General features: G+C 50.0%; 18 protein-coding genes. 10 read left to right on the top strand and 8 right to left on the bottom strand.

The features are described from left to right. Nucleotides 1-3 precede the first annotated feature (3 nt). The 4 genes from NNO08_RS20305 (at nt 4) to NNO08_RS20290 (ending at nt 4,652) form a co-directional block, all read left to right on the top strand. Entirely contained in the window at nt 4-888 is an 885-nt protein-coding gene (locus NNO08_RS20305; RefSeq protein WP_271457448.1) for a dihydrodipicolinate synthase family protein, read from the top strand. Nucleotides 889-935: 47 nt separating this feature from the next. Next, the gene (locus tag NNO08_RS20300) at nt 936-1,886 is read left to right on the top strand and encodes a phosphoglycerate dehydrogenase (RefSeq protein ID WP_271457447.1); all 951 of its coding nucleotides are present in this window, start codon (nt 936-938) and stop codon (nt 1,884-1,886) included. 65 nt (nt 1,887-1,951) lie between these two features. Then, the gene (locus NNO08_RS20295; RefSeq protein WP_271457446.1) at nt 1,952-3,271 is read left to right on the top strand and encodes an MFS transporter; all 1,320 of its coding nucleotides are present in this window, start codon (nt 1,952-1,954) and stop codon (nt 3,269-3,271) included. Nucleotides 3,272-3,455: 184 nt separating this feature from the next. Then, nucleotides 3,456-4,652, top strand: a complete 1,197-nt coding sequence (locus NNO08_RS20290; protein ID WP_271457445.1) for a sugar transporter — start codon at nt 3,456-3,458, stop codon at nt 4,650-4,652. Nucleotides 4,653-4,686: 34 nt separating this feature from the next. Here NNO08_RS20290 and NNO08_RS20285 read toward each other — a convergent pair whose 3' ends face one another. Next, on the bottom strand, nt 4,687-5,352 hold the full coding sequence (locus tag NNO08_RS20285) for a MarC family NAAT transporter (RefSeq protein ID WP_137383095.1): 666 nt from the start codon (nt 5,350-5,352) through the stop codon (nt 4,687-4,689). 257 nt (nt 5,353-5,609) lie between these two features. Between NNO08_RS20285 and marR the strand changes: the two genes are divergently transcribed. The 3 genes from marR to marB are packed head-to-tail and all read left to right on the top strand — an operon-like array spanning nt 5,610 to nt 6,695. Then, the gene (gene marR / locus NNO08_RS20280; RefSeq protein WP_137383096.1) at nt 5,610-6,044 is read left to right on the top strand and encodes a multiple antibiotic resistance transcriptional regulator MarR; all 435 of its coding nucleotides are present in this window, start codon (nt 5,610-5,612) and stop codon (nt 6,042-6,044) included. A gap of 18 nt (nt 6,045-6,062) precedes the next feature. After that, nucleotides 6,063-6,446: an MDR efflux pump AcrAB transcriptional activator MarA gene (gene marA, locus NNO08_RS20275; protein WP_003032424.1), complete on the top strand. Its 384-nt coding sequence runs from the start codon at nt 6,063-6,065 to the stop codon at nt 6,444-6,446. A gap of 30 nt (nt 6,447-6,476) precedes the next feature. Beyond that, nucleotides 6,477-6,695 carry a multiple antibiotic resistance protein MarB gene (marB, locus tag NNO08_RS20270; protein ID WP_005122747.1) on the top strand — a complete coding sequence of 73 codons (219 nt, stop codon included), beginning with the start codon at nt 6,477-6,479 and terminating at the stop codon, nt 6,693-6,695. A 30-nt stretch (nt 6,696-6,725) separates the two neighbouring features. Here marB and eamA read toward each other — a convergent pair whose 3' ends face one another. After that, nucleotides 6,726-7,625 (bottom strand): O-acetylserine/cysteine exporter, encoded by a 900-nt coding sequence (gene eamA, locus NNO08_RS20265; protein WP_271457444.1) that lies wholly within the window; start codon nt 7,623-7,625, stop codon nt 6,726-6,728. A gap of 198 nt (nt 7,626-7,823) precedes the next feature. Between eamA and ydeE the strand changes: the two genes are divergently transcribed. Then, nucleotides 7,824-9,011 (top strand): efflux MFS transporter YdeE, encoded by a 1,188-nt coding sequence (ydeE, locus tag NNO08_RS20260; RefSeq protein ID WP_271442135.1) that lies wholly within the window; start codon nt 7,824-7,826, stop codon nt 9,009-9,011. Between the two features lie 40 nt (nt 9,012-9,051). On the opposite strand, the gene urtE is transcribed toward ydeE, so the two are convergent. From urtE to urtA, 5 genes are read right to left on the bottom strand one after another with little or no spacing between them, the layout of a single operon-like run. Further along, nucleotides 9,052-9,750: an urea ABC transporter ATP-binding subunit UrtE gene (urtE, locus tag NNO08_RS20255; protein ID WP_271457443.1), complete on the bottom strand. Its 699-nt coding sequence runs from the start codon at nt 9,748-9,750 to the stop codon at nt 9,052-9,054. Nucleotides 9,751-9,759: 9 nt separating this feature from the next. Then, complete coding sequence (urtD, locus tag NNO08_RS20250) at nt 9,760-10,557, bottom strand: urea ABC transporter ATP-binding protein UrtD (RefSeq protein ID WP_271457442.1); 798 nt, start codon at nt 10,555-10,557, stop codon at nt 9,760-9,762. Beyond that, on the bottom strand, nt 10,557-11,630 hold the full coding sequence (urtC, locus tag NNO08_RS20245) for an urea ABC transporter permease subunit UrtC (RefSeq protein ID WP_271457441.1): 1,074 nt from the start codon (nt 11,628-11,630) through the stop codon (nt 10,557-10,559). Before urtC ends, urtD begins: the two co-directional genes overlap by 1 nt. Beyond that, on the bottom strand, nt 11,630-13,204 hold the full coding sequence (gene urtB, locus NNO08_RS20240) for an urea ABC transporter permease subunit UrtB (RefSeq protein WP_271457440.1): 1,575 nt from the start codon (nt 13,202-13,204) through the stop codon (nt 11,630-11,632). Before urtB ends, urtC begins: the two co-directional genes overlap by 1 nt. Nucleotides 13,205-13,247: 43 nt before the next feature. Next, nucleotides 13,248-14,519 carry an urea ABC transporter substrate-binding protein gene (urtA, locus tag NNO08_RS20235; protein WP_271442140.1) on the bottom strand — a complete coding sequence of 424 codons (1,272 nt, stop codon included), beginning with the start codon at nt 14,517-14,519 and terminating at the stop codon, nt 13,248-13,250. 485 nt (nt 14,520-15,004) lie between these two features. On the opposite strand from urtA, the gene mgtS reads away from it, so the two are divergent. Next, entirely contained in the window at nt 15,005-15,100 is a 96-nt protein-coding gene (gene mgtS, locus NNO08_RS20230; protein WP_003032406.1) for a protein MgtS, read from the top strand. Beyond that, nucleotides 15,100-15,144 carry a hypothetical protein gene (locus NNO08_RS23245; protein WP_424953288.1) on the top strand — a complete coding sequence of 15 codons (45 nt, stop codon included), beginning with the start codon at nt 15,100-15,102 and terminating at the stop codon, nt 15,142-15,144. The genes mgtS and NNO08_RS23245 overlap by 1 nt, the downstream gene beginning before the upstream one ends. 238 nt (nt 15,145-15,382) lie before the next feature. Here NNO08_RS23245 and NNO08_RS20225 read toward each other — a convergent pair whose 3' ends face one another. Continuing rightward, a complete protein-coding gene (locus tag NNO08_RS20225; RefSeq protein WP_271457439.1) occupies nt 15,383-16,309 on the bottom strand; it encodes a diguanylate cyclase in 927 nt (308 codons plus the stop codon). Nucleotides 16,310-16,405: the final 96 nt, after the last annotated feature.

Below are 16,405 nucleotides of genomic sequence, written 5' to 3'. Positions count from 1 at the left end.
ATAATGAGTAGCAAAATCCGAGGAGTACTGACGGCAATCGTTACCCCGTTCGACCACGACGGCGGGCTTAACCTTAAAGAACTGAGAAACCAGGTAAACCGCCAGTTAAACGCCGGAAACGGTATTTTCTGCGGCGGGACCAACGGCGAATTCTTTGTACTTAACGAAGATGAAAAAATCGCCGTCACGCGGACCTGTGTAGAGGAAGTGGCGGGTCAGGCACATGTAGTAGCACACATTGGCGAAATATCTACCCGTGAAACCATCCGCCTGGGCAAACAGATAGAAAAGCTGGGTGTCGATGCGGTGTCGGTCATTACCCCGTACTTTGTTCCTCTAAAACAGGCTGAACTTATTGCCCATTACACCGCGATTGCCGATGCGCTCTCCGTCCCGGTATTTCTCTATAACATTCCGGCGCGGACGGGAAACACCATTGAGCCTGAAACAGCCAGAGTGCTGGCGGCACACCCGAACATTATCGGGATCAAAGACAGTGCCGGCAGTTATGAAAGTCTTAGCAGATTCCTGGATGCAGTAAAAGATATCGAGGGATTTGATGTGCTGAACGGACCAGATTCGCTCATTCACCAGGGGTTTGTTGATGGCTGTTCCGCCTGTATTTCGGGGCTGGCTAACGTCGCACCACAAGAAATCAACGCAATCTGGTCTCGCTTTAACGCCGGTGACGTTGCCGGGTCGCATCAGGCTCAGGAGAGCGTCACGGGTCTGCGCACCGATCTCTATAAAGTGGCCTTCTCTCCGGCTGCGGTAAAAAAAGCATTACAAATCATGGGCCATGATGTTGGCGCAAGTCGTTACGCTGTCACGTTTGATACACATCAGGAACGCCAGATTCAGCAAATTATCAATAACTATTTGCGATAGACACTTTTACAGCGGCGGCAACGCCGCTTAACTAACAGGATTGTGTTATGAACGTCATCTGTACATCACCTTCATTTGCCAAATACGATCAGCAGCCGATCAAACGGCTTAACGACGCAGGACTTGAATTAATCATGCTACCTGCAGATGCCGGTTTAGAAGCGCTTGCACCTCATCTGGAACAGACAGTGGCAATGATCGTCGCTTTTACCGATGTTAATGCCGAACTAATCGCGGCGGCACCGAATCTGAAAATCGTCTGCAAACACGGCGTGGGTGTCGATAATATCGACCTCAATATTACGCGTGAAAAAGGTATTTTTGTTACCAATGTGCCGGATGCCAATAAGCATGCCGTCGCAGACTTTGCGTTTTCCCTGATCCTTAACTGTGCACGTCAGCTCCCCTATGCGATTGAACAAACCCGAGCGGGAAACTGGCCACGAATCTTCGCCTCCGATGTATATGGAAAAACGATTGGCATTATTGGGTTAGGTAACATCGGTAAGCAGGTTGCACTGCGAGCCCGCGGCTTTAATATGCGCGTACTGGCTCACGACGCATGGCAGGATGCACAGTTCGCCGCAGATAATCACATTGAATACGTTTCGCTCGATGAACTAACAGAACAAAGTGATTTCATCACGTTACACACACCGCTGACGCCAGAAACCAAAGATCTCTTTGATTTAGCACAGATGAAAAAAATGAAAAGCAGTAGTTATCTCATTAACGTTTCACGCGGTGGTGTTGTTAATGAAGAGGATCTCTTTCTGGCTCTGACGCAGGGTGTCATTAAGGGTGCTGCTGCCGATGTCTTTCTACAAGAACCGTGCAATTCACACCCCTTATTTGCGCTCGATAATTTCATACCTACTGCACATATCGCAGGATATACCGAGGGGGCGATCAGCAATATCGGCGAGCAATGCGTTTATAACATCATTGAACATGTCATTCATCAGCGTAAGCCTAAAAACATCATGAACGGATTATAACATTGTGGAGATAACCCTACCCTTTCCACAATAATAAAAATGAACATCTACCATGGGCCAGATATATGAATAATTTTGCAGAAAAATCCCGAATTCGTTGGTGGATTGCGGGATTAATGTGGCTTGCTATTGCAATTAACTATATTGACCGGACGGTATTATCGGCTGCTGCACCTCACCTCATTGATGAGCTAAAACTCGATCCTGAAATGATGGGGTTTATTATGGCGGCGTTCTTTTGGTCATATTCTTTACTGCAAATACCAGCAGGTTGGTTTGCAGACCGTTTTGGTCAGAAAAAAGGTCTGGGTTTTGCCGTCGCGTGGTGGTCAATCGCCACCTCAATGATGGGGTTAGCCACTGGATTTAAATCTCTACTCGCATTGAGACTTGCTCTGGGCGTCGGTGAAGCCGCCGCCTATCCAAGCAATGCAGGGATCGCTGCGCGTTGGTTCCCGGATCGGGAAAGAGCCACCGTCTCAGGATTGTTTGACAGTGCCTCTAAATTTGGTGGTGCCGTCGCGATGCCGCTTATTGTCTGGATGATCTACCAGTTTGACTGGCGGATGACATTTCTGATTATTGGTGGTGTAGGCGTTTTTTGGGTCATTGCCTGGTATTTTATTTATACAGAAAACCCGGAAGACCACAAAAGGATCAGTGCAAGCGAAATTAAACATATTCGCGAAGGGCAAAAGCAAAAACACGGTGACAAATCCGTATTACCGATGCGTTGGTATAAACTGTTGCGCTACCGGAATATTTGGGCAATGTGTATCGGTTTCTTTACCATCAACTATACATCCTATTTCTTTATTACCTGGCTGCCCACTTATCTGGTAAAAGACAAAGGAATGGATTTTATCAAAATGGGGATGGTTGCCGCCCTGCCATTATTATGTGGAATGGTGATAGAAGTCTTTGCCGGCTGGGCCTCTGACCGTATGGTACATAAGCGGATCCTGTCGCTGACTGCCACAAGAAAATTATTTCTGACAATCGGTCTGTTAATGGCTTTATGTATTGGTTTTGCCCCTTTCACTGATTCCGTATTTATGACCGTGTTTTTACTGTGTGTGGCGAAATCGGGCACCACGGTTGCCGCCTCGCAGGTCTGGGCACTACCGGGTGACGTTGCGCCTAAAAACAGCGTATCGATTGTTGCAGGGTTACAGAATACTGTCTCCAATATGGGGGGCGCGGTAGGACCAATTATTACCGGTGCCATTGTTGCAGCGACTGGCTCCTTTACCTGGGCGCTGGTGTTCTCTGCCGCGCTGGTGGTTCTGGGGATTTTGAACTATCTATTTTTGATGGGCAAAGTTGAGCCAATCATCGACAGCGAACATGAAGCGTTGTGCATGAAAGAAGCGCAGCAGCACTAAATTCGCTCTGGTAACGGTATTCTCCGGTCAGTCAGTCGTACTGACCGGCTTTATCTTTTCTAGTAACACACCCCGTTATCATCCGCAAAGCAGCGTGATCTTAATCACGAAATGATTGTATTTTCACCAGTAAACGTTTTAAGATCGCCACCTCTCCTTTTTGCAGCTAACCCGATTTATACATATGACAACAAACACTGTTTCCCGCAAGATCGCGTGGCTACGGGTAGTTACGCTTGCTATTGCCGGTTTTATTTTCAATACCACTGAGTTTGTCCCGGTCGGTTTGCTGTCCGACATCGCACAAAGTTTTAATATGCAAACCGCGCAGGTTGGGATCATGTTGACGATCTACGCCTGGGTGGTAGCCCTGATGTCGTTGCCATTTATGCTGCTCACCAGTCAAATGGAACGACGTAAGCTTCTGATCTGCCTGTTTGTGGTGTTCATTGCCAGCCACGTTCTCTCTTTCCTTGCATGGAACTTCACTGTACTGGTCATTAGTCGCATTGGGATTGCCTTTGCCCATGCCATCTTCTGGTCAATTACCGCGTCACTGGCTATTCGCATGGCCCCTGCCGGGAAACGCGCACAGGCGTTGAGCCTGATTGCCACCGGTACCGCACTGGCGATGGTATTAGGCCTGCCTATCGGGCGTATTGTTGGGCAATATTTTGGCTGGCGTACCACCTTCTTTGTCATCGGTATGGGGGCGTTAATCACGCTTCTTTGCCTGATTAAGCTGTTGCCTAAACTACCAAGCGAGCATTCAGGCTCATTAAAAAGCCTGCCACTGTTGTTCCGTCGCCCTGCGCTGATGAGTTTGTATTTGTTAACGGTGATAGTGGTGACCGCACACTACACGGCTTACAGCTATATCGAACCGTTTGTCCAGACGGTCGCCGGGCTGAGCGCTAACTTTGCCACCGTGCTGCTTCTGGTCCTCGGTGGAGCGGGTATTATTGGCAGCGTTATTTTTGGCAAGCTGGGTAATCAGTATGCCTCGGTATTGATCAGCGCGGCGATCGCCCTGTTGACCCTGTGCCTGGTGCTGCTACTGCCTGCTGCCGATAGCGAAATGCACCTTGCGGTCCTGAGTATTTTCTGGGGCATTGCCATTATGGTGATCGGTCTGGGAATGCAGGTGAAAGTACTGGCGCTGGCTCCGGATGCCACTGACGTCGCAATGGCGCTGTTCTCCGGTATCTTTAATATTGGTATTGGCGCGGGGGCGCTGGTGGGAAATCAGGTAAGCCTACACTGGTCGATGTCGACGATTGGTTACGTCGGCGCACTCCCTGCCGTTGCCGCGCTGATCTGGTCAGTGATTATCTTCCGCAAATGGCCGGTAACGCTGGAAGAGCAACCACAGCAGCAATAAGAAACGGGCCCGGTAGACATACCGGGCCCGTTGTTTAATGGTAGGTTTGGATGATTTCCAGCACGCCGTTAATAATAAACTGCACACCCATACACACCAGCAGGAAGCCCATCAGACGGGAAATAGCTTCGATCCCCCCTTTCCCCACCAGCCGCATAATTCCGCCGGAACTGCGCAGACATCCCCACAAGATAATCCCGACGACGGCAAAAATAATGGGTGGCGCAACCATGATCACCCAGTCCGGGAATTCGGAGCCGTGACGCACGGTGGAGGCCGAACTGATGATCATTGCAATCGTCCCCGGGCCGGCAGTACTCGGCATTGCCAGCGGAACAAAGGCAATATTGGCCGTCGGTTCGTCTTCCAGCTCTTCGGATTTGCTTCTCGCTTCCGGAGACTCATGCGCTTTCTGCTGAGGGAACAGCATACGAAAGCCGATAAACGCAACGATTAACCCGCCCGCAATACGCAATCCGGGAATCGAAATCCCGAAAGTATTCATCACCAGTTGCCCGGCGTAGTACGCGACCATCATGATGGCAAACACGTAAACAGACGCCATTAATGACTGACGGTTACGCTCTGCGCTGTTCATGTTGCCGGCTAACCCGAGAAACAACGCCACGGTGGTTAACGGGTTGGCTAACGGTAACAGGACTACCAGCCCCAGTCCTATCGCTTTAAACAAGTCCATCATAATGTCATCTTTCCTGTGCGTTAATCGTCAACGGCAAGTATAAGGTGAAATCGCTGAGATAAGCCATTGTAGCGATGTAAGGATTCATTTTTCATCCTGGCGGATAAACCAGAATTATCAAAACGTTAAAAATAGATGCGCCATTCGCCGGGCCTGATGATTTAGCAAAACGTGGCATGCGGAGACTCATTCATTTGACTTATATTTGCCTAAGCAATAATATCAGCCGTGACTAACTACTTGCCAGGGCAACCATTGTGAAAAGCACCAGTGATCTGTTCAATGAAATCATCCCACTGGGTCGTTTGATCTACATGGTTAATCAGAAAAAAGATCGTTTATTAAACGACTATTTGTCACCGCTGGATATCACGGCATCGCAGTTTAAGGTGCTCTGCTCCATCCGTTGCGCGGTGTGCATTACCCCTGTCGAATTGAAAAAAGTGCTGTCTGTCGATCTTGGCGCCCTGACACGGATGCTGGACAGACTGGCCTGTAAAGGCTGGATAGAAAGGCTTCCGAATCCACATGACAAGCGCGGCGTGCTGGTGAAACTCACCGAAGACGGCGCAGCAATTTGCGAGCAGTGTCATCAATTAGTAGGGCAAGACCTGCACCAGGAACTAACAAAAAACTTAACGGCGGAAGAAGTAGCAACACTTGAGCATTTGCTTAAGAGAATCCTGCCGTAAACAGAAAGAGGTATGACGATGTCCAGACGCAATACTGACACAATCACTATTCATAGCATTTTGGACTGGATCGAAAATAACCTTGAATCGCCACTCTCGCTGGAAAAAGTGTCTGAGCGTTCAGGTTACTCCAAATGGCACCTGCAGCGGATGTTCAAAAAAGAAACCGGCCATTCATTAGGTCAATACATCCGTAGCCGTAAAATGACTGAAATAGCGCAAAAATTGAAAGAGAGTAACGAACCGATCCTCTATCTTGCGGAGCGTTACGGTTTTGAGTCTCAGCAAACGCTGACCCGGACATTCAAGAACTATTTTGATGTACCGCCGCATAAATATCGGATGACGAATATGCATGGCGAGTCCCGGTATTTGCTACCGCTCAATCAATGTAATTGCTAATCGCCAGTTAACGACGTAACCGAGGAAATCATGAAACTTCTGTCTTATGCGATGCTGGCCCTGCTGCTTGTTGTGTCAGGCCAGAGCATGGCGGAACAGACCCCGCAGCCAACAACGCAAAATAATCGCGACGCGATGATTATGCCCCCTGCGCACGATCAGTCACCGTTCGATTTTAATCATATGGGTGCCGGCAGCGATAAATCCGATGAGTTAGGCGTGCCTTATTACAATATGCACAGCCTGTAATTTTTAGCCCCGCCACTGCGGGGCTTTTTTTTAGCCCCGCGCCTGTGCAATCTTGTGCAGTCGAAAACCGAACACGTTGATATACAACCCCGCCATAATCAACAACGCACCAAGCAGTTGCAGTCCGGTTAACGTTTCATCCAGCAGCACGGCGGCACTGGCCAGCCCCACCACGGGTACCAGCAACGACAGTGGCGCAACACGCCAGGTTTCATAGCGCCCCAGCAGTGAGCCCCAAATGCCATAGCCCACAATGGTCGCCACAAAGGCCAGATACACCAGTGACAGGATGGTAGTCATATCGATCGCCACAAGGCTCTGCACGATTTGCGTTGGGCCATCAAGCAATGCCGATGCCAGAAAAAACGGAACGACAGGAATTAATGCGCTCCACACCACCAGCGACATGACCGCTGGACGCGAAGTATGCTGCATAATTTTCTTATTAAAGATATTGCCGCAGGCCCAGCTCAGTGCCGCCGCCAGCGTCAGCATAAAGCCAAGCATACCGACATGTTGTCCATTGAGACTCGCCTCAATCAATACCAGTACACCAAACACCGCCAGCGCGATACCGACCAGTTGCTTCCCCTGCAAACGCTCGCTAAAGGCGAACGCCCCCAGCACGATAGTGAAAAACGCTTGCGCCTGTAAAACCAGCGATGCCAGACCAGCAGGCATCCCAAACTTGATGGCGCTAAACAGAAAAGCGAACTGACCGAAGCTGATGGTCAGGCCATAGCCAAGTAACAGCGAGAGCGGGATCTTCGGGCGGGCAACAAAAAAAATCGCGGGAAACGCCACCAGTAAAAAGCGCAAGCCTGCCAGCATCAACGGCGGCATATTGTGCAAGCCCACTTTGATGACGACAAAGTTAAGCCCCCATACCACGACAACCAGTAACGCCAACAACCCATCTTTACGCGACATACCACCGCCCCTGCAAATATTAAATTTTTGTAAACAAGTTAAGGTAACGGAAATCGTTGTACCGTAACAGATCATTAATTCAGGTAGGCCACACAGGGCATTTTCAGACAACTTATTGAGTGTACATCACACTTTTAGCATGCTATTTGTTTCTGATATCTAAAAAAAACATAACAACATGCGCTGTCGGGCAAAAAAATGAATATCTCGCTGAGAAGGTCGACCCTTGCATTACTCGCGTCATCATTACTATTAACCATTGGGCGCGGAGCCACGCTGCCATTCATGACGATTTACCTCAGTCGTCAGTATGGTCTGGGTGTCGATCTGATCGGTTATGCAATGACGGTAGCACTGACTATTGGCGTCGTTTTCAGCCTTGGATTCGGTATTCTGGCCGATAAATTTGAAAAAAAACGCTTTATGCTGCTGGCGATCGCGGGTTTCGCATCCGGCTTTATCGCGATCCCTCTGGTGCATAACGTTGTGGTAGTGGTTCTGCTCTTCGCGCTGATCAACTGCGCCTACTCCGTGTTTGCCACCGTGCTGAAAGCCTGGTTTGCCGACAACCTCTCTGCCACCAATAAAACAAAGATTTTCTCACTGAACTACACCGTGCTGAACATCGGCTGGACCGTTGGCCCGCCGTTGGGCACGCTGCTGGTCATGCAAAGCATTAACCTACCGTTCTGGTTGGCGGCCATATGTTCAGCCTTCCCACTGGTATTTATCCAGACATGGGTAAAACGTTCTGCAATCCCATCCGAAGGTTTGAACGCGGCAGTATGGTCACCCTCGGTTCTGCTACGCGATAAAGCATTATGCTGGTTTACGTTGTCTGCTTTTCTGGCTTCTTTTGTCGGTGGTGCATTTGCATCCTGTATTTCTCAGTACGTGATGGTGGTTGCCGATGGCGATTTTGCTGAGAAAGTGGTGGCAGTTGTTCTGCCCGTCAACGCCGCAATTGTGGTATCGCTGCAATATGCTGTCGGACGCAGACTGACGTCTGCAAACATCCGCCCGCTGATGGCTGCGGGTACACTTTTTTTTGTTATCGGTCTGGTCGGTTTTACCTTCTCAGGCAACAGTCTGTTGTTCTGGGGGATTTCAGCCGCCTTTTTCACCATTGGCGAGGTCATCTACGCGCCGGGTGAATACATGCTGATCGACAACATCGCGCCAGCAGGCATGAAAGCCAGTTACTTTTCCGCCCAGTCACTGGGCTGGCTTGGCGCGGCGGTAAACCCATTAGTCAGCGGAGTCATCCTGACCACACTGCCCCCCTGGTCGCTGTTTGTCGCGCTAATGGTGGCGATTGTCCTTGCCTGGGCGTTAATGATAAAAGGCATGCGCGCCAAACCCTGGAGCCAGCCGGCAGTCTGCTGAAAATTACGGCGACAGTGCCATAACTGCACTGTCGCCTGATTCAGATGGCAACCAACCCACGCACACCTTCTGCTGCCATGTTTTCACCTGTTCCGCGTTGAATAATACTTCCCCGCGACATTAACAGGTATTTGTCCGCAAGCTGTTCGGCAAAGTCATAAAACTGCTCCACCAGCAATATAGCCATATCACCACGATGGGCCAGTTGGCTGATAACCAGGCCAATCTCCTTAATAACCGAAGGCTGAATTCCCTCTGTTGGTTCATCGAGGATCAACAACTGCGGGCGACTGGCCAGCGCCCGGCCAATAGCTAACTGTTGCTGTTGCCCGCCCGATAAATCACCGCCCCGCCGGTATTTCATCTCCTTTAATACCGGAAACAACGCATAAATTTCATCGGGTACACGTTTTGCCTCTTGTGCTGAAAACCGGGAGAGTCCCAACAACAGATTCTCTTCCACCGTCAGGCGCGGAAAAATATCGCGGCCCTGCGGCACATACGCCACCCCCGCCTGCACCCGCTGATGTGGCTTACGGTGAGTCATGTTTTTACCCTGCCAGATAACGCTGCCGCTGCGGGTTGGAATCAGCCCCATCAGGCACTTCAGCAGTGTTGTTTTGCCAACCCCATTACGCCCCAGCAGACATGTTACTTCACCGATACACGCCTCAAAACTCACACCGCGCAGGATATGGCTGCCGCCATAGTATTGATTTAGTTCATTTACCTGTAGCATCAGCACTCCTTAGCGTCCGAGATACACTTCAATCACCTGCTCGTTGGCCTGAACATCGCGCAGGCTCCCCTCGGCCAATACCCGCCCCTGGTGCAATACCGTGACGTGATCAGCAATGCTCTCAACAAACCCCATATCGTGCTCAACCACCATCAGAGAATGTTTTCCGGCAAGCTGGCGAAACAGTTCAGCGGTGTATTCCGTCTCGGCATCCGTCATCCCGGCAGCCGGTTCATCCAGGAGCAGCAAATGCGGCTCCTGCACCAGCAACATACCAATCTCCAGAAATTGTTTCTGTCCATGCGAAAGGAGGCCGGCACGACGGGCGCGTTCGTTACTCAGTCGCAACAGCGTCAATATGTCATCGATGCGATCCCGCTGTTCTCCCGACAAACTCGCCCGTAAGGCACTCCAAACGGATTTATCATTTTTCATCGCCAACTCGAGGTTCTCTTCCACCGTCAACGCTTCAAATACGGTCGGTTTCTGAAATTTGCGACCAATGCCCTGGCGAGCAATGGCGATGGCGTCGAGTGCTGTTAAATCAATGGATTGATCGTAAATCGCCTGCCCACTTTGCGGTTTCGTTTTGCCGGTGATGACATCCATCAAGGTGGTTTTTCCCGCGCCATTGGGTCCAATAACGCAGCGTAACTCTCCAACCCCAATATTGAGCGTCAAATCCGTTAGCGCCTGGAAACCATCAAAGTTAACGTTGATTTTTTCCAGTTGGAGCACCGGATCGGTTTGATTGCGAAAACGATCGCCTGGCATCTGGCGGGTAAAAAGTCCTTCATCTGGCTGCATTATTTGTCTCCCTTGCGAAACAGACCAATCACGCCGCGAGGCAAAAACAGCGTAACGCCAATAAAAATCAGGCCGAGAAACAGTTGCCAGTATTCCGGCATGATGACGGTAAACCAGCTTTTAGCGCCGTTCACCAGCACCGCGCCAAACACCGGGCCAATCAACGTACCGCGCCCACCCAGTGCGACCCAAATCGCGGCCTCAATTGAGTTGGTGGGTGACATTTCACTGGGGTTAATGATGCCCACCTGCGGAACATACAACGCCCCAGCCAGCCCGCACAGGACGGCGGAGAGCGTCCACACCAGGAGTTTGAAACCCTTTGGGTCATATCCGCAGAACATCAGCCGATTTTCAGCATCACGAACGGCGGTCAAAATGCGGCCAAATTTACTGCGAGCCAACGCCAACCCGATCCACAGCGCCATAACCAGCAACACAACTGTCGCCAGGAACAACGCGATACGCGTCGTGGTCGCCGTCACCGAAAATCCCAGAATAGTGGTAAAACCGGTAAATCCGTTATTACCACCAAACCCGGTTTCGTTACGGAAGAACAGCAGCATGCCGGCAAAGGTGAGCGCCTGCGTCATGATGGAAAAATAGACGCCTTTGATTTTTGAACGGAAGGCAAACCAGCCAAACACCAACGCCAGCAAACCTGGCACCAAAACAACCAGCACCATCGCCCAAAGAAAATGCTGTGTTCCCCACCAGAACCACGGAAGTTCAGTCCACGACAGGAACGACATAAACGCGGGCACCCCAGCACCAGATGCTTGGCGCATCAGGTACATCCCCATCGCATAACCGCCCAGCGCAAAGAAAATACCGTGGCCCAGCGACAGCATTCCGGCATATCCCCACACCAGATCCAGGGCAACGGCCACAATGGCATAACAGAGAATTTTCCCGACCAGTGTCAGTGTCCAGACAGATATCGCCAGCGGATGATCCGCAGGCAGAAGTGCGAGAAATGGCAGAATAATCAGCGCCAGCAGTAAAGTCAGCCCCAGCACACCGGTAATACGCGGCGCTTTGCGCGCCAGCGTTAATGTCATTGGCATCGTCATCAGTCAATGACCCTCCCTTTGAGCGCAAACAGCCCCTGCGGGCGTTTCTGAATAAACAGAATAATCAGCACCAGTATCATAATTTTGCCGAGAACTGCCCCAACCTGCGGTTCGAGAATCTTGTTGAAAATCCCCAACCCAAACGCCGCCGCGACGCTCCCGGCAAGCTGTCCAACGCCACCCAGCACCACCACCAAAAATGAATCAATGATGTAGCTTTGCCCCAGTTCTGGTCCCACGTTGCCCAACTGCGATAGCGCCACCCCTCCCAGTCCGGCAATGCCCGACCCCAGACCAAACGCCAACATATCCACCCGCCCTGTGGGAACACCGCAGCAGTCAGCCATGCTGCGGTTTTGCGTCACCGCACGCACGCGCATACCCAGACGGGTTTTATTCAGCAACAACCAGGTGAAAAACAGCACCAGAATGGCAAATCCCAGTACCACAACCCGGTTCCATGGCAAAATCAGATTGGCATAGACCTGCATACCACCCGACAGCCACGCCGGGTTAGCTACCTCCAGGTTTTGCGCACCAAAGGTCATTCGCACCAACTGGATCAGCATCAGGCTAATCCCCCATGTTGCCAGTAGCGTTTCAAGTGGGCGTCCGTACAAATGGCGAATCACTCCACGTTCCAGCAGCATTCCAATTGCGGCGGTCAGCAAGAAGGCAACCGGCAGCGCAATCAGCGGATAAAAGGCTAACCACTGAGGGAAAAACTGGCTCATCAGTTGTTGCACTATCCAGGTACAGTAAGCGCCAAGCATCAGCATTTCACCGTGCGCCATATTAATGACGCCGAGCAGCCCGTAGGTGATGGCCAGCCCCAGCGCCGCCAGCAATAAAATAGACCCCAGCGATAATCCCATAAACGCCTGGCCAAGCAGCTCTCCAACCTTCATCCGATGTCCGATGGTATTCAGGCTTTCGCTGGCGGCAGCGCGTACGCGCGCATCGGGTTCATGCTCCACCTGGGTGAAAGGCTGTAACCGCGCTTGTGTTTCAGGATCATTGGACGCGCCCAGCAATTCGATGGCCTGACGCCTGACTTCGGGCGAAGTACTGTTCAGTTGCAGGTTTGCCAGAGCAGCGGCAAGGGTGGATTTCACGCCAGCATCCGTCTCCTCCAGCAGCCTGTGCTGCAAAAATGGCAACATGTCTGGCAGTGCTTCACGCAGTAATGTCCGGGCGGCAGCCATCCTCAATGTGACACTGTCACCTAAAAGTTGATGAATAGCCAATGTGCCAGCCACCAGATTACGCAGGCGGTTAGTCAGGCGGATTTTTTTTAATTCGCCGCTGGGCATGCTGGCCGCCCCCAGTGATTGCACATGCGAACCGTTCATCGTGAATGCATTTTTAGCGTCATCGGTCAGCAGGTTTTCGCCACTCAAGGCATTAAGCAAAGGTAAACGCTGCACATCTGGGTTAATCGCCCATTGTTCCAGTAATGTCGCCTGCTGTGTCCGACTGGCCGCAGCGAAAGTATCGGCATCTGTTGCCTGCGCTATCCACGGCAAAAGCCACGTCAGCAACAACACACCACAAATAAAGCGCCTGGCTTTCATGATAGCGTTCTCCTATTGGGCCCTCCCACAGGAGGGCGTAAGATCAGTTGCTGGCGGTTTTGACGGGCTGCTCAGATTTTTTATCATTCCCGGCGATATACGGGCTCCACGGTTGGGCACGGACCGTGGCATCCGTTTGCCATACCACGTTAAACTGACCGTTGTTTTCGATTTCGCCAATCATGACGGGTTTATGCAGGTGGTGGTTCGTTGTATCCATTGTCAACGTAAAGCCAGAAGGTGCAGCGAATGATTGCCCCGCCATGGCTGCGCGAACTTTATCCACATCCGTCGTCCCCGCTTTTTCAACAGCCTGCGCCCACATGTGCAGGCCAACATACGTGGCTTCCATCGGATCGTTCGTGACCACAGAATCAGCATTCGGCAGTTTGTGTGCTTTCGCATAGGCGCGGTAATCAGCGATAAATTGCTTATTGGTGGCATTATCAACGGATTCAAAATAGTTCCAGGCCGCAAGATTGCCTACAAGGGGTTTGGTATCAATACCGCGCAACTCCTCTTCTCCAACAGAGAACGCAACGACCGGAACATCGGTCGCTTTCAGGCCCTGGTTTGCCAGCTCTTTATAGAACGGAACGTTAGAGTCGCCATTAATGGTAGAGACCACCGCCGTTTTCCCCCCTGCGGAGAATTTTTTGATGCTGGCAACGATGGTCTGGTAATCGCTGTGACCAAATGGGGTATAAACTTCTTCAATGTCTTTATCCGCAACGCCTTTTGAATGCAGCCAGGCACGAAGAATTTTATTGGTTGTTCGCGGATAGACGTAGTCGGTGCCCAGCAGGAAGAAACGTTTTGCACTGCCACCGTCTTCACTCATCAGATACTCAACCGCCGGAATAGCCTGCTGATTGGGCGCTGCGCCGGTATAGAAAACGTTAGGTGACATCTCTTCACCTTCGTACTGTACGGGATAAAACAACAGGCCGTTTAACTCTTCAAATACCGGCAGTACCGATTTGCGCGAAACCGATGTCCAGCAACCAAAAACCACCGCCACTTTGTCCTGGCTTAACAACTGACGGGCTTTTTCGGCAAACAGCGGCCAGTTTGACGCCGGGTCGACCACTACCGGCTCCAGTTTTTTCCCCAGTACACCGCCTTTGGCGTTGATCTCATCAATGGTCATCAACGCCACATCCTTCAGCGGTGTTTCAGAAATAGCCATTGTCCCGGACAACGAATGCATGATGCCAACTTTAATGGTGTCGGCAGCCTGTACGCAAAAACTCATCCCCATAGCCACAACAGAGGCCGAAAGAGCAAAGGCTTTTAATAATGTACGACGCTGCATAGTTTCACTCCTGAAAGTAGACTTGCTGAAAGCTCCGGTGCTACCGGGCAGACAAAACGGTGCAAATTAAGGGTGTTCAGAAGTGATAAGGCAAAAACAGTGCCAGATATAAAAACAACAGATAATTCAAAGAATTATAAATATCATCAATGACGCGCGGATAAAAAGAAAGCATCGTCATGACGGTAAGAGTGAAGAATTGAACCACCATGACACAGTGTTGCATTATAAACGTGCAACATATTGTGTCCGGACAACCCGACAGCTGCCACGGATTACAGGATAAAATTGTGATTATTTGTTGATGGGGGTACCCGTTTCGTCACTATTATTTATTTTCTTCGACGAGAAAAGGCCATAACTTTACATTTCAGACGAAATAATCACACAGTTCACTCTTTGTTTAAGTTCGAATTGCTACTATAGTCATTAACGAGGTGAAATTAAGGTAAGAGAGGAAACTCATAGATAAAGGAGCATTTACTATGCTGGGTAATATGAATATTTTTATGGCTGTTCTGGGAATTATTTTATTTTCCGGTTTCCTGGCCGCGTATTTTAGCCACAGATGGGATGATTGATGAACGGAGATAGTCCTGCACCGAACCGGCCCCTTGTAGCGTAACTGCACAAGGGGCCATTTTTTTACCTGCTTCCCTTCCCTGAATCATTTCTCTGAATTACAGGTAAAAAAAACCGCCGGAAAACCAGCGGTAAATGCTTGCATGGATAGATTTGTGTTTTGCTTTATACGTTATCTGGCAATTCCCTGCGAAGATAACGAATAGTCGGCTAACATATCATCGACAACCACAATGGAAGTTAAACGAAACGTAACTACAGCCGATCTGCGCTGATAAAATTCACGCTCTGACGAGCGGTGTCAGTTGATCATTGGTGCCAACTAACGTAATTTTGTCTTTTTCATCCATAAACATACAGCGATTCCTGCCGGTCTTTTTCCCTTCATACATGGCTCTGTCAGCACGTCCAAGACCGTTGTCCAGTGTTTCACCCTGTTGAACTCTGGTAATGCCGGCTGTTACCGTTATACCGATTTCGCCTTGTGGATAAGGGATTTTTTTCTGGCCAATCAGATGACAAAGACGCAACCCTGCCTGGCACCCCTGCTCGTCCGTTTTGGTTCGGATGATGACAATAAATTCCTCACCACCATAGCGATAGGCAACCTCATCATAACGAGTCCATGATAATAAATTTGACGCCAGGCTACGCAATACCATGTCACCAACCAGATGCCCGTAGGTATCATTAACATGTTTAAAACGGTCTATATCCAGCAACAATATGTACAGGTTAAGCGGCTCAGCATCGAGTAACTGCTGATCAAACGACTCATCAAGCATTCTTCTGCCAGGCAAACCTGTTAAGACATCAATATTACTGCGAATAGTCAGTAAATATATTTTGTAGTCCATGACCGCAGACGTAAATGCCAGTAACGCATCCTGGAAACTGTCGAAATGCCATGAATGGCTACGCTCTTCCACGATTGCCAAGAGCAATTCCTTGCCTAACAAATGCATTTTCTCGTGAGTCGCGTTAATCTTGCTGACATAACTACATTCATCATCATCGTGCTGTGGATGGTCTTTGAGCCACTGCCCAAATTGACAAACGAAGTGAGCGTCATCGCCCGTAATATCAGGCTGAGTAACGTCTGATGACACCACACAGCGAAACATTTTCACTAGCCACTTATAATGAGCATCAATTGATTTGTTAAGTTCGATTAAAATTGCATCTATTTCCTTCGTTCTTCTGATCATCACGGTTTCCTTCCCTGTATGAACATTTAGACATGGGTATTTTAGCGCCAAAAAGGAAAACTTATGTAAATTTTTTAATAGTAATTAATTTTAAGG

Origin of the sequence: Citrobacter sp. Igbk 17 (assembly GCF_028069775.1) — a bacterium.
Taxonomy (GTDB): domain Bacteria; phylum Pseudomonadota; class Gammaproteobacteria; order Enterobacterales; family Enterobacteriaceae; genus Citrobacter.
This window is presented reverse-complemented; position numbering and strand designations above follow the sequence as displayed.